The sequence below is a fragment of the Flavobacterium sp. PLA-DH12 genome, from assembly GCF_059511845.1.
In genome coordinates, this window is the sequence record NZ_JCAMPD010000004.1 from 485469 (window position 1) to 508703 (window position 23235).

The 23235-nt window shown below is 34.8% G+C and carries 20 protein-coding genes; 11 read left to right on the forward strand and 9 right to left on the reverse strand.

Translation table 11 applies throughout. The features are described 5' to 3' along the window. Positions 1-38 precede the first annotated feature (38 nt). The 5 genes from AC5ZCW_RS10715 to AC5ZCW_RS10735 are packed head-to-tail and all read right to left on the reverse strand — an operon-like array spanning position 39 to position 5834. Complete coding sequence (locus tag AC5ZCW_RS10715; protein ID WP_496119698.1) at positions 39-1112, reverse strand: Gfo/Idh/MocA family protein; 1074 nt, start codon at positions 1110-1112, stop codon at positions 39-41. Between the two features lie 33 nt (positions 1113-1145). After that, on the reverse strand, positions 1146-2402 hold the full coding sequence (locus AC5ZCW_RS10720) for an extracellular solute-binding protein (protein WP_496119699.1): 1257 nt from the start codon (positions 2400-2402) through the stop codon (positions 1146-1148). Then, entirely contained in the window at positions 2402-3541 is a 1140-nt protein-coding gene (locus tag AC5ZCW_RS10725; RefSeq protein ID WP_496119700.1) for a CaiB/BaiF CoA transferase family protein, read from the reverse strand. Before AC5ZCW_RS10725 ends, AC5ZCW_RS10720 begins: the two co-directional genes overlap by 1 nt. After that, positions 3538-4689 (reverse strand): CaiB/BaiF CoA transferase family protein, encoded by a 1152-nt coding sequence (locus AC5ZCW_RS10730; RefSeq protein WP_496119701.1) that lies wholly within the window; start codon positions 4687-4689, stop codon positions 3538-3540. The genes AC5ZCW_RS10725 and AC5ZCW_RS10730 overlap by 4 nt, the downstream gene beginning before the upstream one ends. Then, entirely contained in the window at positions 4686-5834 is a 1149-nt protein-coding gene (locus AC5ZCW_RS10735) for an ABC transporter substrate-binding protein (RefSeq protein ID WP_496119702.1), read from the reverse strand. Before AC5ZCW_RS10735 ends, AC5ZCW_RS10730 begins: the two co-directional genes overlap by 4 nt. A 399-nt stretch (positions 5835-6233) precedes the next feature. On the opposite strand from AC5ZCW_RS10735, the gene AC5ZCW_RS10740 reads away from it, so the two are divergent. The 4 genes from AC5ZCW_RS10740 to AC5ZCW_RS10755 all read left to right on the forward strand — a co-directional run bounded on the left by AC5ZCW_RS10740 (position 6234) and on the right by AC5ZCW_RS10755 (position 9914). Then, positions 6234-7088, forward strand: a complete 855-nt coding sequence (locus AC5ZCW_RS10740; protein ID WP_343543872.1) for a fumarylacetoacetate hydrolase family protein — start codon at positions 6234-6236, stop codon at positions 7086-7088. A gap of 18 nt (positions 7089-7106) precedes the next feature. Next, positions 7107-8120 (forward strand): zinc-binding alcohol dehydrogenase family protein, encoded by a 1014-nt coding sequence (locus AC5ZCW_RS10745; protein ID WP_343543873.1) that lies wholly within the window; start codon positions 7107-7109, stop codon positions 8118-8120. 153 nt (positions 8121-8273) lie between these two features. Continuing rightward, entirely contained in the window at positions 8274-9071 is a 798-nt protein-coding gene (locus AC5ZCW_RS10750) for an SDR family oxidoreductase (protein WP_343543875.1), read from the forward strand. Between the two features lie 6 nt (positions 9072-9077). Further along, the gene (locus AC5ZCW_RS10755) at positions 9078-9914 is read left to right on the forward strand and encodes an amidohydrolase family protein (protein WP_343543876.1); all 837 of its coding nucleotides are present in this window, start codon (positions 9078-9080) and stop codon (positions 9912-9914) included. A gap of 245 nt (positions 9915-10159) precedes the next feature. On the opposite strand, the gene pelA is transcribed toward AC5ZCW_RS10755, so the two are convergent. Both pelA and AC5ZCW_RS10765 read right to left on the reverse strand, forming a co-directional pair. Continuing rightward, on the reverse strand, positions 10160-11341 hold the full coding sequence (pelA, locus tag AC5ZCW_RS10760; RefSeq protein ID WP_343543878.1) for a pectate lyase: 1182 nt from the start codon (positions 11339-11341) through the stop codon (positions 10160-10162). A 12-nt stretch (positions 11342-11353) separates the two neighbouring features. After that, positions 11354-13030, reverse strand: coding sequence for a glycoside hydrolase family 28 protein (locus tag AC5ZCW_RS10765; protein WP_343543879.1), 1677 nt, complete (start codon positions 13028-13030; stop codon positions 11354-11356). Between the two features lie 431 nt (positions 13031-13461). Here AC5ZCW_RS10765 and AC5ZCW_RS10770 point away from each other — a divergent pair, with 431 nt between their 5' ends. The 5 genes from AC5ZCW_RS10770 to AC5ZCW_RS10790 all read left to right on the forward strand — a co-directional run bounded on the left by AC5ZCW_RS10770 (position 13462) and on the right by AC5ZCW_RS10790 (position 19964). After that, on the forward strand, positions 13462-15978 hold the full coding sequence (locus tag AC5ZCW_RS10770; RefSeq protein WP_496119703.1) for a right-handed parallel beta-helix repeat-containing protein: 2517 nt from the start codon (positions 13462-13464) through the stop codon (positions 15976-15978). 162 nt (positions 15979-16140) lie between these two features. Further along, positions 16141-17205 carry a Gfo/Idh/MocA family protein gene (locus AC5ZCW_RS10775; protein WP_496119704.1) on the forward strand — a complete coding sequence of 355 codons (1065 nt, stop codon included), beginning with the start codon at positions 16141-16143 and terminating at the stop codon, positions 17203-17205. Further along, positions 17202-18782 carry a sodium:solute symporter gene (locus AC5ZCW_RS10780; protein ID WP_343543884.1) on the forward strand — a complete coding sequence of 527 codons (1581 nt, stop codon included), beginning with the start codon at positions 17202-17204 and terminating at the stop codon, positions 18780-18782. The genes AC5ZCW_RS10775 and AC5ZCW_RS10780 overlap by 4 nt, the downstream gene beginning before the upstream one ends. 280 nt (positions 18783-19062) lie before the next feature. After that, positions 19063-19404, forward strand: coding sequence for a type II toxin-antitoxin system HigB family toxin (locus AC5ZCW_RS10785; RefSeq protein ID WP_496119705.1), 342 nt, complete (start codon positions 19063-19065; stop codon positions 19402-19404). After that, complete coding sequence (locus tag AC5ZCW_RS10790) at positions 19404-19964, forward strand: helix-turn-helix domain-containing protein (RefSeq protein ID WP_496119707.1); 561 nt, start codon at positions 19404-19406, stop codon at positions 19962-19964. Before AC5ZCW_RS10785 ends, AC5ZCW_RS10790 begins: the two co-directional genes overlap by 1 nt. A 53-nt stretch (positions 19965-20017) precedes the next feature. Here AC5ZCW_RS10790 and AC5ZCW_RS10795 read toward each other — a convergent pair whose 3' ends face one another. Beyond that, positions 20018-20233, reverse strand: coding sequence for a helix-turn-helix transcriptional regulator (locus AC5ZCW_RS10795; RefSeq protein ID WP_343543888.1), 216 nt, complete (start codon positions 20231-20233; stop codon positions 20018-20020). Between the two features lie 164 nt (positions 20234-20397). On the opposite strand from AC5ZCW_RS10795, the gene AC5ZCW_RS10800 reads away from it, so the two are divergent. Beyond that, positions 20398-20601, forward strand: coding sequence for a SymE family type I addiction module toxin (locus tag AC5ZCW_RS10800; RefSeq protein ID WP_343543889.1), 204 nt, complete (start codon positions 20398-20400; stop codon positions 20599-20601). A 364-nt stretch (positions 20602-20965) separates the two neighbouring features. On the opposite strand, the gene AC5ZCW_RS10805 is transcribed toward AC5ZCW_RS10800, so the two are convergent. After that, a complete protein-coding gene (locus AC5ZCW_RS10805) occupies positions 20966-22180 on the reverse strand; it encodes an MFS transporter (protein WP_111425677.1) in 1215 nt (404 codons plus the stop codon). Between the two features lie 100 nt (positions 22181-22280). On the opposite strand from AC5ZCW_RS10805, the gene AC5ZCW_RS10810 reads away from it, so the two are divergent. Next, positions 22281-23099 (forward strand): AraC family transcriptional regulator, encoded by an 819-nt coding sequence (locus AC5ZCW_RS10810; protein WP_496119710.1) that lies wholly within the window; start codon positions 22281-22283, stop codon positions 23097-23099. Positions 23100-23235 lie beyond the last annotated feature (136 nt).

Consider the following 23235-nt stretch of genomic DNA (forward strand, 5'->3'; position numbering starts at 1 on the left):
TAAATTTTGTTTTTTGGTTTTGAAATATAGTGTTTTAATTACACTTCTTCAAAAGAAATTCCGCCGTTTTTGTTACTTTCATAACAAGCTTCTACAACTTTCATCGTCCCCAAAACATCTTGGACACTTGCAGACAATGTTGAGTCAGAACCTTCTTTGTAACGCATTAGATTAGACATTGCACCAATAAAAGCTTCTGGAAACCAAGAGCCTTCCAATTTTACTTCTGTCCATTCATATTCATTTTCATTATCTTTTTTGGGTAATGCATACTCAAAAACGTCAGGAAGACCGTCAGGATAGTTCATTAACAAGCCCATTTTTGCTTTAACAGCGCCTTTTGTTCCTTCCCATTTGATGTAACTTTCTTCGTGTTTTGGACCAAAGTGATGATCGTGATTAGTATTGATTACCACGTGCATATTTTCGCCATAATCCAAAATAATCGTAGATCGGCTTGATGATAATTTTTTAAGTGGATGCTTGGCCGTTTTTGCTAGTACATTTTTCGGATTTCCTAGAAAAGATCGAATACAGTCAATATAATGCACACTGTGGAAAAGAATCTCCAATCTGGGATGTTCTTTTATTAAAGGAAACAGTTCCCAAGGCGTATTTACGGTAACTTTAAATTCTAAATCATATAATTCGCCAATAATTCCCTGATCGATTAAATATCTGGCAGCACTTACAAAAGAAGCAAAACGCAGTTGGAAATTGATTGCAGCAACTAGATTTTTTCTTTCGCAAACTGCTACAATCTCACGTGCCTGAGCCAAATCATTTCCCATTGGTTTCTGAATCAAAACAGCAGCACCATCTGGCAATTGTTCCAGAATTTCAATGTATTGATCAGGTAAAACGGTAATATCATAAACAGCGTTTGAAGGCGCATTTTTTACTGCATCGGCAACACTTTCAAAAACATGATCGATTTTGAATTGTTTCTGTAAATCGTATGCTTTCGAAATCGTTCTGTTTGTAATACCAAAAACTTTAAAACCAGCCATTTCGTAAGCAGGAAGATGGGCATCTTTTACAATACCGCTCGCTCCGATGATCACAATGGGCTGCTCTGTTTGGGGAAGTAAGGGTTTATAGGGAATATTCATTTGTTCTATATTTTGAATTTGAGCCTGCCAAGTTTAATTTTTGACAGAGCTGTGTAATGTTGTTCCTTGACTTAATTTTTTAATTTTTTTCTGAGTTTCTTCTAAAAGTATTTCAGACGAAATATCAGTTTCAATGGCTTTTAAAACAGCAGCGTCGATAAGTTGGGCTACTTTTGGCCAAATTGGGGTTTGAGGCAGTGTTAATGCATTTTCATGAAGCATTTCCAGTTTATGATAAAACGGAATTAATGTATTGATTTCTTCATCTTTCCAAGTCGATTTTCGGCATCCAATACCACCTTCAGTAGTTAATAATTTATCGCTTTCTGGCGTTGTTGCAAAACGTAAAAAATCATAAGCTAGTTTTTGGTGTTTGCTTCCAGAGCCAATAGTATACAACCAATATACATTCAAAGAAGCGGTTTTGTGGCCTGGATCGGATGGGAGGGAAGTGATATCGATTTTTCCTTTCACTTTTGATTCTTCTATAACTTCAGCCATAGAAGCAAATCCGAACCAGTTGATTGCCATTGCTGCTTGTCCTTCGGCGAAAGCCAAACCTGCTTCAACAGAGCCAAATTCTCTCGATTTTGGATGAACAGCAGTTGCATTATTGACCATTTTTCGATAAAAATCTAATGCTTTTATCGCTGCTTCATTATGAATGTCAATCTGATTTTTGTTGTTTAATAAAGAACCGCCGCGCGTCCATAACTGCAGACAGAAGTCAAAAACCATATTATGTCCGTCTGGATAATTGGCAAAAACAGCACCATATAAATTTTGCTCGGGACGATTAAAAAATGTGGCTATTTCTGAAAATTCCTGCCAAGTTTTTGGTGTAGAAAGTTCGTAACCAAACTGTTTTTTAAAATTCTCTTTCTCCGTTTCGTTTTCGAATAAATCTTTTCGGTAAATCAAACATTCTGGACCGTCGTGAAAAGGAAGTCCGAAAATGCCGTTACTTAGTTTCTGCAAATGCAAAAGCGACTTATGCCATCCAAAAGGATAATTTTCAGGCGGATTTTCTCCAATTAATGGAAATAAATTAAGAACCGCATTTTCGTTTACAGCATCAAAAATCCAATCGGTATTGATATGAGCAATATCCCATTTTCCTTCTTTTAAACCTTTTTCAGAAATGGTAGTTTCATACAAATCATGAAGTTCTAATGCAACCATTTCGGCTTCAATTTTTATATTATTTTGAAGTGAAAATGCATCCCACAACTTTTGAAGTGTACTTTCGAAAGGATCAAATTTTCGAACGGCGATTCTAATTTTTTCCATCAGCAGTCAATAAATTCTTTAATAATTTTCTCGTTGTCCTGACCTAGTTTCGGCGAACCTTTTCCAGAAGTCAGGTATTCGCCGTCAATTTTTATCGGACAGCGAGTTGTTTTATAGGTATAACCGTCAAGCATTTCAACTTGCTGGGTAAAATTCAAAACCTTAAATCCATCTTCAGCAAATAACTGCTGATAGTTTAAAACTCCTGCACACCAAATGTCTGCAGGTTCTAAAATGTCCAACCAAAACTGTGTTTCTTGCGTTTGCAAATGCTCTGCAAGAATATTTTTGATGTCGTCTCTAAGCGTAAATTTATTTTCAGGGAAAGCCAATAAAGCATCACATTGCAATAGAGAAGCCAAAACAGGAATCGACCCCATTGCCAATGCTAAATAACCGTTTTTGGTTTTGTAAATTCCGTATGGAGCGCCCAAATAAGCATGTGCGTTGTTTGTTTTAGTTCGAACAGGCAATTCGCCTCCGTCATTAAAATAAGTCGTAATGGTTTCAAATTGAAAATCAAACGCCGATTCCAACATACTGACTTGAATTTGTGCGCCAATATTATGCGTTGCTTTTCGGTATAAAGCGGCTAAGATTCCCTGCGCCAAATGTGCTCCGGCAAGCATATCTACAATCGATAATCCCATTGGTACTGGTCCATCTTCTTGATTACCGCTCAACCAAGTTAAAGCCGTTAATGATTGTAAAAGCAAATCTTGACCTGGTAAATCTTTCAAATCTGGATGCTCTCCAAAACCTGAAATTGACCCATAAATCACATTTGGATTAATATTTTTTACGTCGTCATAACTCAAACCAATGCGTTCCATAACTCCAGGTCTGAAATTATGCATCACAACATCAGCCTTGGCTAATAATTTTTTTAGTTTTTGAAGTTCTTCAGACTGTTTAAAATCAATCGCAAAAGATTCTTTGTTTCTGTTGATGGTATGAAAAACAGACGATTCGCCGTTCATAATCAAATCAGAAGTATATAAAGTACGGCAGATATCTCCCGTTCCTGGTTTTTCAATTTTTATTACGCGCGCTCCCATATCTGCCAAACGCAAACTCGCCGACGGCCCCGAAAGAAACTGACTGAAATCTACAATTAAATAATCTTCTAATGGTTTCATTTCAAATCGTTTAAAAATTGTTCGTGTATATTCAAATTGTCTTGTCCTACTTTTGGAGCGGCTTTTTCGCTTAAAAGAATTTCGCCGTCTAACTGAATCGGACTTCTGGTGGTTACCAAAGTTTCGCCTTCGGTATTTTTTACGGTTTGTTTCAGTTGTAATTCATTCACAAAAGGCTGACTGTCTAATTCTTCGTAATTGAAAACTTTACCGCACCAAATACCTTCTTTCTGCAAGATTTCAATCCAATAATCAGAAGTTTGGGTTTGAATTCTTTCGCTCAAAATCGTTCTGATTTCGTCTCTTTTTTCAAACCAAAGATGTTTATCTGCAAAAGCACTTAAATCTAAACCTAATGTTTTTCCAATAAAAAGTAAATCGCCCATTGCAAGAGACAAATAGCCGTCTTGTGTTTGGTAAACTCCGTAAGGCGCACTTAGAAAAGCATGTGCACTTCCTTTAATATCGCCACGTTCAGGTAATTGACCGCCATCATTTAAGAAAGAAGTAATGGCTTCGAATTGCACATCGAGAATAGATTCCAGCAAACTGACTTCAACCAAAACGCCTTTTTTTGTTTTGACTCTTTTTAAAAGCGCAGCTAAAATTCCTTGTACAAAATGATTTCCGCACATTAAATCGGCTACAGCCAAACCAAAAGGAACTGGGCCTTGGCTTTTGCGTCCACTTAACCAGCTTAATCCAGAAAGCGATTGTAACAATAAATCTTGTCCCGGTTTTTTTGCCCACGGTCCTTCGTTTCCGTAACCTGTAATGGTTCCGTAAATAATTTGCGGATTAATAGAAAGCGTATTTTCAAAATCTAAACCGATTTTTTCCATCACTCCAGGTCTGAAATTATGCGTCATAATATCAGCCTTTTCGATTAGTTTTTTAATTAAAACCAAATCGTCAGGATTTTTCAAATCGGCAGCAAAAGATTCTTTGTTTCTATTAATCGTATGAAAAAGTAAACTGCTATCGTCTACAAATAAATCTTTAATGCTTAATTGTCTGCAGGCTTCACCTTTTACAGGACGCTCGATTTTGATGACGCGTGCGCCCAAATCGGCTAGTTTTAATCCTGCCGAAGGCCCTGCCAAAAACTGACAGAATTCCAGAACAATTAATCCTTCTAAAGGTCTCATACGGTCTGAATTTTTAGAGATTCCGCGTAAAGCAAATTCATTTCTTCCAATACTTTTACTTCATCTCCGCCATTCATTAAATAGTTGCGAACCACATCTCCAGCGTGATCTTGGAAATACATGTGACCATAATATCTTGGGCGAAGGAAAGCACGTTCTAAAGCTGGTAAGGTATTTTTGAAATAATCGTGCGTTACGCTATTGATTCGATCACTTTTCCAAGCTTGCAAATGTCCTGGCTGACCGCCATTATCGGTATAAATATTCTGCTGAACTTGTGGCGAACACGTAAATTCAGCATATTTTATGGCTGTATCAATATGTTCACTGAATGAAGAAACCGCTAATCCAGTTCCTCCCAAAGAAGAAATCATCGGATTATCATTCAATTTTACTAAATCATAAAAATGTAAAAGGTTTTGGCTGTATCCAATGCGAGAATAGTTAGAATAACCATAAGCAAACGGACAATACGCAATTTCGTCTGAATTGACCATCGCTTCGTAAACCTGAATTGGATTACGGTTAAAGTTTTTAGGATCAATTAATTGAGCTAATTCTCTAAACATTTGAAGCGCTTTGATTCCTGTTGTTTCAGAAATCACTTTTTCTTCAGAAAGAAATGGAGCTTCGCCCAAACTGCAGCAAAACATATAAAAGCTCATTAGAACGTCTACTGGAATTCCGGCAAAGGCAACTAAACCTTTTTTAGCTAATGCCAATAATTCATCATAAGTTTTAGGAACTTCTAGATTGTTTTTTTCTAAAAGATCCAAGCGGGTAGAGGCAACGGGAGTTGCAGCATCGATTGGAAGCGCCCATAATTTGTCGTGAAAAACATAACTTCCGTATGATTTCCCAACGGTGTTAATTTCTTGATCTTTAATATATTCGTTTGATAAATAATCAGATAACGGAAGAATCGCTTTGGTTTGCGCTCCAAAACCTGTCCAAGGATGATCGATTACCAATAAATCAAATCTTTTGGCTAAATCTTCAATAGAAGCATCTGCAAATTCTTGTAAGCTTCTTTTTTCCCAAGAAATTTCAACATCAGGATGTAGTTCTGTAAAACGCTGTGATGTGGCAACCATTGGTAGTAAACCTCTTGTATGATTCCAAGTTATGCCTTTTAATTTTATCATTTTTATATAGGAATTTTGGGTAGTGAAATCGTTTGAAATAATAAATGTAAAAAATACAATTACAAAAGTAGAAATAAGATTTAAATGCACAAGAAATCCTTTATTTATTAAAGAATCTTTTTGCATAATAGGAGAATTAGTGATATAATTTTTACAAACCGTCTAAAAAATGTTATAAAAATTTAAAGTTTAGTTATTTTAAGAATAGGAAAATGAAATATATCTCGGATATTAATTTTTAAAAAGTATTTTTGTAATTGTATTTTTTACATTTATTAATTCTGCTTTGCTTTTATAAAGGATTTTGAATGAATAATAAGTAGAATTTCTAAGATGATTATGCGATTGATGGATATCTTTCATCAGAAATAATAAACTAACAATTAAAAATATACGATTATGAAATTAATACGTTTTGGAGAAATCGGAAAAGAGAAACCTGGAGTTTTAATTGGAGAAAAGAGATATGATGTTTCTTCGATTGTAACCGATTTTAACGAAAGTTTCTTTGAAGAGAGCGGATTAGAAAAATTACAAAAAGCACTAGAAAATAACCCGACTTTACCAGAAGTTGATGCTTCTGTACGTTTGGGTTCGCCAGTAGCAAGACCTTCAAAAATTATCTGTATTGGATTAAACTATATCGATCACTGTAAAGAAACAAACGCTCCGATTCCGACAGAACCGATTATTTTCTTCAAATCAACAACTTCTTTGTGCGGTCCAGATGATGATTTGATTATTCCAAAAAATAGCGAAAAAACCGACTGGGAAGTAGAATTGGCTTTTATAGTAGGAAAAAAAGCAAGTTATGTTGAAGAAGCAGAAGCTTTAGATTACGTTGCGGGTTATGCTTTATTGAATGATTACAGCGAAAGAGCTTTTCAATTAGAGCGTGGCGGTCAATGGGCAAAAGGAAAAGGAAGCGATACTTTTGCGCCTCTCGGGCCATTTTTGGCTACAAAAGATGAAATCGCTGATGTTGACAATTTAAAGATGTGGCTGACGGTAAACGGTAAAAAATTCCAAGACAGCAATACCTTAAATTTAGTTTTCAAAATTCCTTATTTGGTACATTATTTAAGTCAGTTTATGACTTTACTTCCGGGCGATATTATCAGTACAGGAACGCCTCCGGGAGTTGGCTTAGGAATTAAACCAGATCCGATTTATATTAAAGCAGGCGATGTTGTTGAACTTGGAATTGAAGGTTTAGGAACAAGCAAACAGAAAGCTGTAGCATATCAAAAATAAAAATTAAGAAAGTATAAAATGAAATATATTGTTTGCGAAAAACCTCAGGAATTTCTATTAAAAGAAACCAGTATTCCAGAACCAAAAGAGGGAGAAGTTTTATTGAAAATTAAAAGAATCGGAATCTGCGGAACTGATATTCATGCTTTTGGTGGAACTCAACCGTATTTTGAATATCCAAGAATTTTAGGTCACGAATTGGCTGCAGAATATGTAAAAGGAAATGCTGCAGGTTTTAAACCGGGAGATAAAGTAACTTTTATTCCGTATTTTAACTGCGGAAAGTGTGTTGCCTGCAGAAACGGATTGACAAATTGCTGTGTAAATATCAAAGTTTTCGGAGTTCATATTGATGGCGGAATGGCGGAATATGTTTCGATTCCAGAACAATATTTATTGCACGGTCAAGGTTTAGATTATGATGAATTGGCTTTGGTTGAACCTTTGGCAATTGCGGCGCACGGAGTTAGAAGAGCGGCTGTAAAACCAACTGATACTGTTTTGGTAATGGGAGCAGGACCAATCGGAATTGGATTGATTCAGTTTGCTAAAATCGCTGGAGCAAAAGTAATTGTAATGGATATCAATGATTACAGATTAAATTTCTGTAAAACAGAACTAAATGCTGATGAAACGATTAATCCGTTGAACGATGATGTCGCTCAAAAATTAGCTGAACTAACAAACGGAGATATGGCAAATGTAGTAATTGATGCAACTGGAAATCAAAAAGTAATGAACAGCGCTTTTAATTATATTTCACATGGCGGAAGATTTGTTTTGGTTGGACTTCAAAAGGGAGAATTAAGTTTTAGTCATCCAGATTTCCACAAAAGAGAATCGACTTTAATGAGCAGTAGAAATGCAACAATCGAAGATTTCGAATATGTGATGAAATGTTTGAAAGAAGGCAAAATTGATCCGAAGAAATACATCACGCACAGAACAAGTTTCTCTGAAATGATTACTGATTTCGGGAATTTGATTGATCCGAAAAATAATGTGATTAAGGCGTTAATTGAAATTGATTAATTTGTGAAAAGTGAAAAGTAATATGTGAAATGTGATTTTCATTGCACGAATACAAAGCGATTTAATTTTTAGATTTCACTTTTCACATTTTACATCTCACATATCACTTTTCACAAAAGACATTTTACAAATCACATCTAACACAAAAAAGAAATGGATTTAAACTTAAAAAATAAAATAGTTGTCGTTTCTGGTTCGGCTGGAAAAGAAGGAAGTATTGGAGAAACGATCGTAAACCGATTGGCAGATGAAGGTGCCATTCCGGTTTTAGTTGACAGGAATGCAAGAGGTTTCGAATACGTAGAAAGGCTTCAAAAAAGAGGAGTTAATTCACTATTTGTACAAACTGACGTAACCGATCCTGTTGCGATAGAAAATGCTGTAAATGTAATTGGAGCTAAATATGGGAGAATTGATGCCATAATTAATAACGTTGGTGTAAATGATGGCGCAGGATTAGATTCAAGCTACGAGGATTTTATGAATTCATTGAAATTGAATGTAGTAAGTTATTTTTTATTGGCTAAATATGCACTTCCATACTTAAAAGAATCAAGAGGAAATATTTTAAATATTGGTTCAAAAGTGGCTTTAACAGGGCAGGGAGGAACTTCTGGTTACGCTGCTGCGAAAGGCGGCGTTTTGGGATTGACCAGAGAATGGGCTGTAGATTTGATTCAGTACGGAATTCGTTCAAACGCGATTATTATTGCAGAAAGCTATACGCCAGCTTACGAAGATTGGATAAAAACATTGCCAGACGGACAAACTGTTTTGAATAAAATCAATAAAAGTATTCCGTTAGAAAGCCGTATGACCAAAACAGAAGAAATTGCGGATACGGCTCTTTTTGTCATTTCAGAAAAATCATCGCATACCACAGGACAATTTGTTTTTGTAGATGGAGGTTACGTACATTTAGACCGTGCATTAATCAGCGATGTTAATTAAGAAATTATGAGTAAAAGAATAGATTCCCATCAGCATTTTTGGAAGTTTGATCCCATTAGAGATAGCTGGATTGATGAAACTATGCAGAATATCCAAAGAGATTTTCTTCCTGAAGATCTACAGCCATTATTAAATGCAAATCAGTTTGAAGGTTGTGTTGCTGTTCAGGCTAGCCAATCGGAAGTAGAAACGCATTTTTTATTGGATTTGGCTTCTAAAAATGATTTCATAAAAGGAGTTGTCGGCTGGATCGATTTACGAAATGAGAATATTGTTGAACGTTTGCAATTCTTTTCAGATCAAAAAAAGCTGAAAGGTTTTAGGCACGTAGTTCAAGGTGAAGCAGATGATTTTATGTTTGGAAAGGAATTTAGAAGAGGAATCGCAGCTTTAAAGCCATTCAATTATACTTACGATATACTGATTTTTGAACGTCAATTACCAGCGGCAATTAGTTTAGTTCAAGATTTTCCAAACCAAAAATTTGTAATCGATCATATTGCAAAACCAGATATCAAATCAGGAAGTATTGATTCTTGGAAAAAGGGAATTCAAGAAATTGCAAAGTATGAAAACGTTTGGTGTAAAATCTCAGGAATGGTCACAGAAGCCGACTGGAAAAACTGGAAACCAGAAGATTTAAAGCCGTATTTAGATGTTATTTTTGAGAACTTTTCAGTTAATAAATTAATGTACGGCTCAGATTGGCCAGTTCTAAATGTTGCTTCGGATTATAACGAGGTTGTTAAAATTTTAGAAGATTATATTTCAAAGTTTTCTATTGAAGATCAGAATAAGATTTGGTTTGAGAATGCGAATGCATTTTATGATCTAAATAAATAGAGAATATAAAAAAACAAAAAAGCGTAAATTTAATATTTACGCTTTTTTTTCTTCCTCTTTGTTAAAGTTCAAAACTTTGACAAAGATTCTAATCGCAAACTTGTCTAATATAGCCCGTGGTTTCAACCACGGGAACACAATACAGGACGTTACAATATTGCGTCCCCGTGGTTGAAACCACGGGCTATATTTGAAAATTGGCTTCTTGTATTTCTCCCTTTGACAGAAATACAAAATAGTTTATTTTACTGTTTCAAAACATCATTTTCCGGAGCCCATTTCTTCTGCCATTCAGGATATTTCTTCAGAGCCTTTTCAGGTTTATCGGTGTACCAAGCATAGCCCGTTCTTCTTTCACGGCTTACTTCGGCTAAAGAATATAAAAACTCACTGTCACGATCAGAGAATAAAGGACGATGTGTTTTTAATTCGTAATAACGAGTCCAAATTGGCGGAGCAGTTGTATCGTGTACGACTCTTACGTCATTTTTGATTTTCTTATATTTAGATTCCATTTCTTCAGCAGCAAAACTTTCAACTCTGGTATTATAGATTTTAGAATCCTGAAACCATTTTATTGCGCCTTGCACGGCATTAATAATTTTCTCATTTGGATTATCAATATCCATTAAAAACAAAACAACATCAACACTTTCGGCATTACAGATGCTTGGCGGTTCAAATTTACGTGCCCATGCAGGTTCAAGAGTTATTTCGTCGTGTTGCTGGCACCAAGCAGTCAATTTTCCATTATCTTTAATTTGCATTTTCAAAATACAATCCAATCCTTTTTGGTAAGCATTAGCTACTTTTTTTCTGGTTTTAGCGTCAATAAAAGCATAATCAGGATCATTATTTACAATCTTTTTTAAAAGATTCATGATGCCCATATACGCTCCATCATTAAAAGTAATGTGTCGACTATAACCTTTTTCTAAAGGAAAATATTGTGGCCAGCCTCCATTTGAATATTGTGCTTTTATGACAAAATTAATACCTTTTAAACACCCATCTTTATATTTCGGATCTTTTGTGAGCGTATAAACCTGTGCCAGATAATGAATATGAGTATAAGTCGTTTCATTATCGAAAGTAGTATGTTCTATGTATTTTGTTTTAACTACGCTATCTATTTGCTGTGGCGTTAAAATAGCTTTCATGTCATAATTCTTTGGCCACCCACCATTATCACGCTGGAAATACAGAATATTATCTGCAATTTTAGTATAATCTGTTTCAGCATATTTCGGCTGATTCGGAATCGGATTTATGATATTGGTTTTGTCTTTTATAAAGTACCAATGGTTAGTGCCATCAGTAAAAGGTTTTGTACTGATTTCGCTATTTGACTGTGCATTAGAGCATAAAAATGAAAAAACACAAAACGCAGATGCCAGTAATTTCGAGCTATTTATGGAATTGAACATAGAATCTCGTTTTTAGAATTTAACAGCTTTCTTAGGCACGTTTTTATCGATAGTAGTCGTCTTAGAAAAATTAGCTGAAGAACCGCTTAAATCAATGTTCTTGCTCGCTTCACCATTAATTGTAATCGCATTTGATGAAGAAGGATTAAACTCGATGTTTTTTAGCGAAAGGTTTTTAGTATTGTAAATTTCGAAAGCATTTTTAGCCTCAATATCCAATTGTGCGTTGCTGATTTTAATTCCGTTAGCATCAATTATAGAAAAGCCTTTTTGTGCTTTCGCAATTAGATTTGTGATTTCAATATTTTCTAAATTCATTTCAGGAAGACCTTGTAAAAATACTGCTTGCTGAGCACCTTTAATAGTGATGTTTTTAATCGTAATGTTTTTGAATTGAGGTGTTTCAACCGTTACAGGCATTGCTTTATTAACGATTTTATCGCCACCTTCTTCCAATGTTTCAGCTATTGATTTTCCACCATAATACAAATTAAAAGAAATAGCCTGAGACGGAATATCAGTCATGTATATATCCGAAATAAATATATTTTCTACCACACCGCCTCTTCCGCGCGCACTTTTAAAACGAAGTCCTACATCTGTTCCCATAAAGGTACAATTAGAAACATGAAGGTTTTTTACACCGCCAGACATTTCGCTTCCTACTGTAACGCCTCCGTGACCGTGATATACGATATTGTTTCTCACTATAATGTTTTCGCAAGGAATACCCCTTTCACGTCCGTCTTTATCTTTTCCAGATTTAATACAGATGGCATCGTCTCCTACATCAAAACTAGAATTTTCAATCAATACGTTTTTACAGCATTCTACATCAAGCCCGTCTCCGTTTTGAGAATACCAAGGATTACGGACGCTTACATTTCTAACAATCAAATCTTCTACCATAAAAGGATGGATATTCCATGCTGGCGAATTCTGAAAAACAGGTCCGTCAAATAAAACTCTTTTACTGTTTTGAATGCTTACCATTACTGGACGCAGAAAATCATGAATGGTTTCAAATTCTTCTTTTGTTTTTAAATCTGGGCGCACATTTTGGTCAGCGCCTTTTGAGGCATTCATAAAAACCTCTGAAGGATACCAGCTCGTTTTTTCTTTATTTAAAACACCACCTCTTGAAATTACTTCTTTCCATTGGCTTTCCGTTACTTTACTTTTCTTAACCTGTCTCCATACTTCTCCCGAACCATCCCATACACCATTTCCTGTAAATGCTATATTTTCTAGATTTTTACCGTAGATAGGAGAGATACAACGCCAGGTGTTTAGACCTTCAAAATTGGTTTCAACTAAAGGATACAAAGTTTTGTCTGGAGAAAATTTTATCAGAGCACCCCTTTCAGCATGCATCTCAATGTTGCTTTTTAATATAATTGGGCCTGTAAGCCAGATCCCAGGAGGGATAATTAATTTTCCGCCGCCTTTTTTCGAAAGTGCATCAATGGCATCTGCAAAAGCTTTCGTATTCAAAACATAACCGCCATTTACTGCTCCAAAGTCTTTTAGATTCACACTGTAATTCGGAATTACAGGCTCTTGGATTTCAGCCATTTTAAACTCAATATTTTTATACGTGTCAGCAGTTTTTTGTGCCGAAGCTGTATTGAAACTCAAAGCAAAAGAGGCTAGGGCTACACATAAAAGGTTAATTCGGTTAGTTTTCATTCTTATTTGTATTATAGTTAAAAGTTTTTCAGGAAATCGATTTACTATTAATTCAGTTTTTTATCATGTGAATTTTTATTCAATAAATAAAATTACAGTTTTTTAATTTGAAATATTCAATGTAATCGATTACACAAATCTATTAAAAAAATAATATGAAATGACATTTTAGAAGAGTTTATCACAGATTTTTTATGAATTTAACTTTTTTTGATCGGGAAATTAGAAGATAGTTAAAAGCTAAATTTTCAAAGTTATTGTCTCAAAGTCAATATTACAGGAGGGTACAGGATGCCTGTCATTTTATATTCTTTTAAATTGTCCCAATTATTTGGTAAAAGTGTTAAAAATACATTTATTTGTAAAAATTATAGCGCTTTAAATAAATGCCTCGTAATTTTATCTAAAGAAAAAAATCAATACTATAAATAATGCATTTAATTTCCTTCAACAAATTACTGATTGTTTTTTTACTGGTATTCACACTTTCGGCAAGTGGAGCTGAAATCTGGGTGTCGCCATCAGGAAAAGATTCAAACCTCGGAACAAAATCAAATCCGCTGGCAACGGTTCACATGGCAATGCGAAAAGCCAGAGAGCTTCGTCGTTTAAAAGATCCATCAATAAAAGACGGAATCCGAATCATAGTAATGAATGGAACGTATTATTTAAACGAACCTTTATTTGTACGACCAGAAGATTCTGGAACAGCAGAAAGTCCGACAACAATTGAAGCCGATGTAAATGCAAGACCCATTGTAAGCGGTGGAATTGAAATTAAAAATTGGACAAAATCGACAACCGTTATCAACGGACTTAAAAAAGGATCAGTTTGGGTAGCCGATGCTCCTAAAAAAGCAGGAAGCCTAATTGACTACAGACAATTATGGGTAAACGGTAAAAAAGCGGTGAGAGCCAAAAATACTGCGGGAAGTACTATGGAGCGTATTTTATCATGGAATCATCAGGAACAAACCTGCTGGATTCCGTTTAAGGATAAATCGGTAAAGTTCGAACCGGGAATGGAAATGTTTATTGTGCAATGGTGGTCGAATGCCAACTTGCGTATTAAAAATATCGAAGTACAAAAAGACAGCGCCAAACTTTCGTTTGAAGAACCAGAAAGCCGTATTCAAAGCGAGCATCCGTGGCCTGCTCCGTGGATTTCTAAAAATAACGGAAATTCGGCTTATTTCTTAAACAACGCTTTTTCGCTTTTAAATGAACCTGGTGAATGGTATTTGGACAAGAAAAATGGTAAAATCTATTATATTCCAAGAGCTGGAGAAGAAATTAATTCGGCAATTGTAACTGCACCTGTTTTAGAAAATCTGGTTGAAGTAAAAGGGACAATCGATTCTCCTGTTAATCATTTTCAATTTAAAGGAATTTCGTTTCAATACAGCAATTGGCTTCGTCCATCGCAGCAAGGTCATGTGCCGTTGCAGTCTGGATTGTATTTGTTGGATGCTTATAAACTGAAAGTTCCAGGAACGCCAAATCAGGCGAATTTAGAAAATCAGGCGTGGGTTGGTAGACCTCGTGCAGCGGTTGAAGTAAATTATGCTAATAATATTCAGTTTGAATCGTGCCGTTTTGAGCATTTGGCTTCGACTGGTTTAGATTTAAATAAAGGAACAAATCATAATACTGTAAAAGGAAATTTATTTAAAGATATTGGCGGAAGTGCCATTAATGTTGGAATTTTCTCTGAAGAAGCTTTTGAAGCACATTTGCCTTTAATCATAAAAGATGAAAGAGAAATGTGTTCCGATGAAGTGATTTCAGATAATTTGATCACGAACGTAACCAATGAAGATTGGGGAACTTTAGGAATCAGCGCTGGTTTTGTTAGAAATATTACAATTGAACACAACGAAATTTCGGATGTATCGTATTCCGGAATGGCAATGGGCTGGGGTTGGACGCATACGCCAAACGTGATGCAGAACAATAAAATTCTGGGAAATAAAATTCATCATTATGCCAAACACCTACATGATGTTGCTGGAATTTATACGCTTTCGGCTCAACCTGGTAGCCGAATTGAAGAAAATTATATCGACAAGGTTTACAATAGTCTATATGCTCACGATCCGTTTTTATGGCTGTATTTGTATACTGATGAAGGAAGTGAAGGTTTTACGATTAAAAACAACTGGATTGCCGAAAAGAAAATCCTTAAAAACCATAATGGTCCAAAAGGAAATATTTGGGAACACAATGATCCGTATGTAAGCACTAAGATAAAAGATGCTGCGGGAATTAGAGCGCCTTATAAAGATTTAGAAAAAGAAGTCGTAATCGATGAAAAATGGGGATTGCAGGAAATGCCAAAACCGTATGCGATTGAATTGATAGGTTCTAATTTTGATATCGAAAAAATTAAATCAACTTTAACTGGATTTAGAATTGTAGGTCAGGAATTGTACCAATGGAAAAATCATTTGATGATTTACGGAAAAATGAATCAGCCAGAAAGAACGAAGCGAAAATTAGCGGGTGCTTTTCCTTCTTTAGAAATTAAAATCTATGATGATTTGGTTTACGATTTCCAAAATTTCGAAAGATGTAAAGATTCAAAACCAGCATCAGATTGGGAAAATGTGGTTTTAACAGCGAATCTTCCAGCTGATGAAAAACTGCAAAAAGAATATGTAGAGTATCATAAAACACAATTCGAAAAATGGCCAGAAGTAGCCAAAGGATTCTGTAATGCCGATTTCCAGCAATTGCAGGTTTTCAAAAAAGACAGACAATTGATCTTAGTAATCAGTATTCCGAAAGGAGATAGTTTGGATAAACTAAATCCAAAAACAACTGAAAATAATCCTAAAGTAGATCAATGGAACGCCTTAATGAAAAAATACCAATCGGGAATTGAAGGCGCAAAACCAGACGAAACCTGGATTTTCTTAAGTAAAGTAGAAGTAGAAGCAAAAAAATAATACGTATAATAAACCCGACAGGTTTTTAAAACCTGTCGGGTTTAAACGCGAAAAAAATATTTTGCCACAGATTAAAGGATTTCCACAGATTAAAAAATCCATTTAATCCTTTTAATCTGTGGCAAAAAAACTAAAATCAACAATCAAAAATAATAAAATGCCATGTTAAAAATAGCCATTCTAGGACTTGGAGAAGGACGAAGCACAATGTCGGCCGCTATAGAAAGTTCAAAACTAGAACTTGTTAAAATATGCGACCGAAATGAAGAATTGTGCAAGCAACGTACAAAAGAATTCGATTTTCATTCGTACACGACCAATTACGACGATTTATTGAATGATTCGTCAATTGATATTATCGCGATTTATACACCAGATCATCTTCACGCACAACATGTAAAACAAGCTTTATTAAGTGGAAAACATGTTGTTTGTACAAAACCTTTTATCGATGATCTTTCGGATGCAAAAGAATTGTTAGAATTAAGCAAATCGACAGGAAAGAAAGTTTTCATTGGGCAAAGTTCTCGTTTCTTCGAACCAGCCAAAAGACAAAGAGCCGATTATGAAGCAGGTTTAATTGGAGATTTGATTACCATTGAAGCACAATATCATGCCGATCACAGATGGTTTTTAAAGAAAGAATGGTCGCTTTTGCAATCGTTTAAATGGTTGTACGGAGGTTTGAGTCATCCCGTAGATTTCATCAGATGGTATTTGCCAAATATTCAGGAAGTGATGGGGTACGGAATGATCAGCAGTAACGGACAAAATGCAGGATTAAAAAATGAAGATACGATGCATTTTATCTTCAAAGCAACCGATGGAAGAATTGCTCGTGTAAGTGGTGTTTACACTTCGCCAACACAGCCAGCACAACGCGACAGTGGAATGAGTACGATTTTAAGAGCTACAGAAGGAGCTAGCCAAGCTGATTATCACGAATTACGCTATGCGATTACAGATAGAGCTGGCGAAGAAAAAGTGATTACTTGGGGCGACAGTACGATAAAATATTATTTCCGTTTTGAAGGTCAAAGTCACCACGGCGGAGAATATCAGAATTATTTGGAATATTTTGTAGACAGCATTGAGCAAGGTTTTGAAGCGTATCCAAACATGGAAGAAGGAATTGGAACGGTGGCTTTATTACAAGCAATGGATAAATCTTTGCAAACTGAAATGCCGGTTAAAATTGCCGATATTCTTAACGAATACGGACTATGAACAGTATCTACGATAAATTAACCACGCTCGATTTTGTAATTGTTGCGGGTTATTTGGTGGCTTTGTTAGTTATTGGATATGTGGTAAGTATGAAGCAGAGAAAGAAAAACGAAACGCTTTTTCTGGCCGGAAACTCCTTAAACTGGTACAGCATCGGGTTTAATATGTGGGGAACCAACGTTGGGCCTTCGTCATTATTGGCTTTTGCAAGTATTGGTTACGCTACAGGAATTGTAGCGGGAAATTTCGAATGGTACGCATTTGTGTTTTTACTGCTTTTGGCAATGGTTTTTGCGCCAAGATATATTGCAAGTAAAGTAAGCACGATGCCAGAATATATGGGAAAACGCTACGGCGACAGTACGCAGAATATTTTGGCTTGGTACGCTTTGGTAAAAATTTTGGTAAGCTGGCTGTCTTTAGGATTATTCAGCGGAGGCGTTTTAGTACGTCAGATTCTGGGAATCCCGATGTGGCAGAGCGTTACCGTTTTAGTGATTTTCTCTGGAATTTTCACTTTTGCGGGAGGATTAAAAGCAATTGCTAAAGTCAATGTTTTTCAGATGATTCTGCTGATTGTAGTTTCGCTGACACTTTCTTTTTTAGGCTTGCAAAAGTTGGGCGGAATCGATGTTTTAATTGCCAAAACACCTTCTAATTTTTGGAATTTAGTCCGTCCTTCAGATGATTCGCATTATCCGTGGCCTGCTATTTTGTTAGGATATCCTGTAGCAGCAGTTGCTTTTTTTTGTACCGACCAATCAATGGTTCAGAGTGTTTTAGGAGCCAAAAATCTGGAACAGGGACAATTGGGTGTAAACTTTATTGGATGGTTAAAAGTTATGGCTTTGCCGTTGTTTATTCTCCCTGGAATTTTGTGTTATGCCTTATATCCAGAATTAGGAAGCAATTCAGATTTAGCTTATATGACAATGGTTACGAATCTTTTCCCAAGTGGAATGAACGGTTTAGTAATCTGCGTGATGATTGCGGTTTTGGTGGGAACAATTGGTTCTTCGTTAAATGCTTTAAGCACCGTTTTTACAAATGATATTTATGTAAAGAAAATAAACCCATCGGCTACGATTCAAGATCAAATTAAAATTGGCCGTTTGACAATTGCTGCTGGATGTGTTTTTGCGATTCTAATTGCCGTTGCGATTGACAATATAAAAGGGCAGAATTTATTCAACATCTTTCAGGCGGTTTTAGGTTTCTTGGCGCCTTCGTTATCTGTTGTGTTCCTTTTGAGTGTTTTCTGGAAACGCACTACTAAAAAAGCCGTAAATGCAACGCTTTCTTGGGGTTCTGCCTTTAGTTTGTTTGTTGGAGTTTTATATCTATGGATTTTCCCTGCCGATAAATATCCAGTTTGGCCTCACTTTTTATTGATTTCGTTTTACATTTTTGCTACGCTTTTAATTGCAGCCGTTATTATTTCGTTAACCGATAAAAACCCTGAAGTTAATATTTCAGATGAAACGGATATTCCTAAAACGAGTAAAAAGGTAAAGCTTTTGTTTGGTTTGCTGGGATTGACAATTTTGGTTTTGTATTTAGTTTTTAATGGGAATTAAATTTTCTTCAAACTTTTATAATTTAAAAACGCTTCTTTGATAAAAGGAAGCGTTTTTTTATGCTTTTAAAAAAAATTACACACAATACAATAATCCTAAAAAGAAAGTAAATACCTGTTAAAAATTGAGATAAAATTGTAAGTTTGCACTTAGAGATGACTTTTTTGAATTTAAGAAAATAGGAATCTTGCAGTAAAATTTGAATAGATTTAAAATGAACTATAGTTTTAAAAGTTCGGTTTATATAAGAACTTTTGATTATCTTTGTTAAGTTGGTATTATGAGGATTATTGGGAAAAAGACAATTTTAAAAATTAAAAAGAAAAACATTGGCAATAAAAAATTATGCGATGAAATTGATAAACTAATTACTGATTTAGAGAAGTTTAATCCTAATCAGGATTCTATTAATGAGATTAGAAACGATGCAGATTGTGTACATAATGACGGTTTTTATTTCTTTAATATTAATATCCACAGAACACTTATATTAATCGAATTTGATGATGATGGAGAAGCTACAATTGTGTGGGCGGGGACGCATCAGGAATATGAATCAACATTTAAAAATAACAAAGCGACTATTGAAAAATGGTTGCGAAAAAATAGCTATATAGAATAATGAAAACACATTTTGATATAGAAAAAATAGTAGAAAGAGGCATAATCACAAACGAACTAGATTACGAAAGAGCTCTTATTGCTGACCGAAGATTAAGGCTTCTGGCGAAAGATAATACACATTTTAAAAACTTAAGATCTAATTTGCGTGATATTATTGAGAAGTATGAAAGTTTGGAATGGAATGATGTAAATGAAATTACTGATGAAAAACTTTTGGAAAGTGACAAGTCTGAACGCATAGCAGAACTAGAGAGATTATTTCTTGAAAATAGAAAACAAATAATAAGAAAGAAACTCAAAGAACTTGAATTGACCCAGGAAAACCTGGCTTTAATTTTAGGTCATAAAAGCAAAACTTATATGTCTGAACTTATGAATGGTGTTAAACCATTTACGTTGAGAGATTTAATTGTTATAAATCGATTATTAAAAATAAAAATTGCGGTTTTGATTCCAGTATTCCTTTCAAAAGAAGATCAAACTAAAGTACAAGAAGCTGTAATAAAATTAGGTAAACCAAAGGTAAAGCTAGCCAGCGCTGATTTAGCTTTTTCGTAAATTTTTATTTTTAAACTTATAAAAAAGCGCTTTCCTAATAAGAAAGCGTTTTTTTATGATTTATTTCCTGTCGAAATCAGCAACTCCCGAATATCAACCTTCAAATATTTAGAAATCTCATAAAGTGTTTCAATAGAAGGCTGAGCTTCATTTGTACACCAACGTGAAACAGTCGATACAGTTTTCCCCAAATGATTGGCTAATTCCTTGCTAGTTCGATTGTTTTCAACCAAAACAACTTTTATTCTATTTAATTTAAGTTTCGACACAATGTTGATTTATTGATATTTCATGCAAATATCTTATAATTTAAATATAAGAAAAATAATAATTGAAATCATCAAAGTTGCCCTAAAACGATAATTTAGTGTCTCAAAAATATTATTTGTAGTATAATTTTTTACTATTTTTGTTTCAATGAAATAAAGATAAAATGAAACAATCAGCGAAAAGACGATTAAAAATTCAGCCAAAACATATTGCACGATCAGATCATCGATACGTTATATTTCCAGAAATTCGTCTTTGTGGAAAATGGCTTCAGGAAATCGGTTTTAATTTCGGGAATTTCGTAACGATTGAACATCAGCAAAATAAAATCATTATTACAACCAATAATGAAATTGAAACGAAATAAAAATCATCTGTTTAAATATAACCCGTGGTTTCAACCACGGGAACGCAATGTATAATATCCCGTTTATCAAAATACGTTTCCCGTGGTTGAAACCACGGGCTATGTTTTCAAAAATATTTTGTAAATACACAGATAAAATTTTGCTCGCAAAGTCGCTAAGACGCAAAGTTTTTTTATGAGTTGCCTCCAGTTTTAACTGGAGGTGTATGTAATTAAGAATAGAAAAGGCTCTAGCCAAAATTGTATATATTTTGGCTAAAGCCTTTTGAGCTTTGTATTTTTTTGCATCCCGATTTATCGGGACGCAATTAAAATCTTAAATTAAAAATAAAACTTTGCGTCTTAGCGACTTTGCGAGATTAAATTATTCCTGAGCCTTCTTTTTCTTCTCTAAATTAGGTAAGAATCCAGTAATTACCCCAATTAAAGGTAGGAATGCACAAATTTTAAATACATATTCAATGCTTGTAGCATCAGCAATTTTTCCTAAAATAGCAGAACCTAAACCGCCCATTCCGAAAGCAAATCCGAAGAAAAGACCCGCAACAAGTCCTACTTTTCCAGGCATTAATTCAGTTGCATAAACTAGAATTGCTGAGAATGCCGAAGAAAGAATTAGACCGATAATTACAGATAAAGTTCCAACCCAAAATAAAGAAACATAAGGCAACATCAAAGTAAATGGAGCAACACCTAAAATAGAAACCCAGATTACATATTTTCTGCCGTATCGATCTCCAATTGGTCCACCAATTAAAGTTCCTGCAGCAACAGCGCCAGAGAATAAGAATAAATACACTTGCGATTGCTGAATCGTAATGTGAAATTTATCTATAAGAAAGAAAGTATAATAACTCGTAATGCTACTCATATAGAAGTATTTAGAGAAAATCAGAACCAATAAAATAATCAACGAAGCAATTACTCGGTTTTTAGATAAATGATGTGTTTCAATTTGGTGAGAAGCTTTATTCGCATTTCTTTCCGATAAATGTGCCGTGTACCAAATCGCAATTTTATACAAAGCAAAAACACCAACTAACGCAATAATACAAAACCAAGCGATATAAGATTGTCCGTGCGGAATAACAATAAATGCGGCTAACAAAGGCCCAATTGCACTTCCTGCATTTCCTCCCAATTGAAAAATAGACTGCGCCAAACCTCTTTTTCCGCCCGAAGCCAAATGTGCCACACGTGAAGATTCTGGATGGAAAATCGAAGATCCAATTCCGATTAAACTTACTGATAATAATAAGTTTATAAAACTCGAAGCGATCGAAACAAAGAAAAGTCCAACCATTGTAAAACACATTCCAACAATTAGCGAGTATGGTTTTGAGTTTTTATCGGTATACATTCCCACAAACGGCTGTAAAATAGATGCTACCATTTGGTAAGTCAAAGTAATAATACCAATTTGAGTAAAACTTAAACTAAAATTATCTTTTAAAAGCGGATAAATTGAAGGAACAACAGCCTGTAAAAGATCATTAATTAAATGAGAAAAACTTATGATAAATAAGATCGAATAAGTGGTTTTTTTAACTATGTCAGGATTTGCTTTAATAGTGTCCATGTGGTATTTTTTGATTTTAAATTAGGCTAAAAAACAACAGCTGTATTATTTTTTGCAAAGATTAAAAGAATACTAATGTCAGAATTGCTATATTTGGACAATGAATAGTCAGTATCGGACATATAGAGTAGCAACGGATTTTGGATATCAAGTAGATTCCTCAATCCCGGTTATAGGTTATACTGAAACAGTTAACAACGAAATCTGTATCTCGCACTCGCATCCAAGAGCACAATTGATCTACGCAACTCGTGGTGTAATGAATGTTGTGGTGGGTAATAACATTTGGGTTGTAAATCCGTTGCAAGGCCTTTGGATTCCAAGCGGAGTAGAGCATCAGGTTACTTTTCAGAAAGACGTTAATTATTACAGTGTTTTTATTGATCCTTCTGCAATTAGAGGATTGCCAGAAAAGAGTTTTTCGTTTGATATTCCGATGTTTTTAAAGCAGTTGGTTTTCAAAATCATTTCTTTTGGAACAAGTGGCAATTTAACAGAATCACAATTAAGAATCATTTATGTCTTTTTAGACGAACTGGCTCTAATAATGCCAAGCGCCACATTTTTGCCGACTACAAATGATGAAAGACTACAGAAAGTGGTAGAACTTTTAATGAGTGATGTTTCGAGTAAACAAACAATTGATTATTATGCCGAGCTTTCTTTTATGAGCAGCCGAACTCTATCGCGATTATTCATAAAAGAATTGGGAATGAATTTCAGCGATTGGCGCACCAGAATGAAATTACTGGAAGCCATTAAAAGATTAGGCGAAAAACAATCCATTAAAGAAATCGCTTTAGATTTGGGTTACGAAACAGCGAGTGCTTTTATTTATATGTTTAAAAAGCATTTGGGCAAAACGCCTTCTAACTATATTTTAGAAGATGAAAATGAATCTGAAAAGATGATTGCTTAGATGGTTAGCCTAAATTAGAACGCGGATAAGACGGATTTACTTTTTAAAGACGCTGATTGACGTGGATTTTTTTAACACATAGAAACATAGGTTTCTATTCTCTTTGTGAAATAAAGATGAATAAAAAATGACTAGT

Bases quoted from the DNA above. Each gene is read 5' to 3' on its own strand.
- AC5ZCW_RS10765 (WP_343543879.1), bottom strand. From the start codon at position 13,030: ATGAAAACTAACCGAATTAACCTTTTATGTGTAGCCCTAGCCTCTTTT.
- AC5ZCW_RS10800 (WP_343543889.1), top strand. From the start codon at position 20,398: ATGAAACAATCAGCGAAAAGACGATTAAAAATTCAGCCAAAACATATT.
- AC5ZCW_RS10730 (WP_496119701.1), bottom strand. From the start codon at position 4,689: ATGAGACCTTTAGAAGGATTAATTGTTCTGGAATTCTGTCAGTTTTTG.
- AC5ZCW_RS10745 (WP_343543873.1), top strand. From the start codon at position 7,107: ATGAAATATATTGTTTGCGAAAAACCTCAGGAATTTCTATTAAAAGAA.
- AC5ZCW_RS10750 (WP_343543875.1), top strand. From the start codon at position 8,274: ATGGATTTAAACTTAAAAAATAAAATAGTTGTCGTTTCTGGTTCGGCT.
- AC5ZCW_RS10720 (WP_496119699.1), bottom strand. From the start codon at position 2,402: ATGGAAAAAATTAGAATCGCCGTTCGAAAATTTGATCCTTTCGAAAGT.
- AC5ZCW_RS10790 (WP_496119707.1), top strand. From the start codon at position 19,404: ATGAAAACACATTTTGATATAGAAAAAATAGTAGAAAGAGGCATAATC.
- AC5ZCW_RS10725 (WP_496119700.1), bottom strand. From the start codon at position 3,541: ATGAAACCATTAGAAGATTATTTAATTGTAGATTTCAGTCAGTTTCTT.
- pelA (WP_343543878.1), bottom strand. From the start codon at position 11,341: ATGTTCAATTCCATAAATAGCTCGAAATTACTGGCATCTGCGTTTTGT.
- AC5ZCW_RS10770 (WP_496119703.1), top strand. From the start codon at position 13,462: ATGCATTTAATTTCCTTCAACAAATTACTGATTGTTTTTTTACTGGTA.
- AC5ZCW_RS10755 (WP_343543876.1), top strand. From the start codon at position 9,078: ATGAGTAAAAGAATAGATTCCCATCAGCATTTTTGGAAGTTTGATCCC.
- AC5ZCW_RS10740 (WP_343543872.1), top strand. From the start codon at position 6,234: ATGAAATTAATACGTTTTGGAGAAATCGGAAAAGAGAAACCTGGAGTT.
- AC5ZCW_RS10715 (WP_496119698.1), bottom strand. From the start codon at position 1,112: ATGAATATTCCCTATAAACCCTTACTTCCCCAAACAGAGCAGCCCATT.
- AC5ZCW_RS10785 (WP_496119705.1), top strand. From the start codon at position 19,063: ATGAGGATTATTGGGAAAAAGACAATTTTAAAAATTAAAAAGAAAAAC.
- AC5ZCW_RS10780 (WP_343543884.1), top strand. From the start codon at position 17,202: ATGAACAGTATCTACGATAAATTAACCACGCTCGATTTTGTAATTGTT.
- AC5ZCW_RS10810 (WP_496119710.1), top strand. From the start codon at position 22,281: ATGAATAGTCAGTATCGGACATATAGAGTAGCAACGGATTTTGGATAT.
- AC5ZCW_RS10735 (WP_496119702.1), bottom strand. From the start codon at position 5,834: ATGATAAAATTAAAAGGCATAACTTGGAATCATACAAGAGGTTTACTA.
- AC5ZCW_RS10775 (WP_496119704.1), top strand. From the start codon at position 16,141: ATGTTAAAAATAGCCATTCTAGGACTTGGAGAAGGACGAAGCACAATG.
- AC5ZCW_RS10805 (WP_111425677.1), bottom strand. From the start codon at position 22,180: ATGGACACTATTAAAGCAAATCCTGACATAGTTAAAAAAACCACTTAT.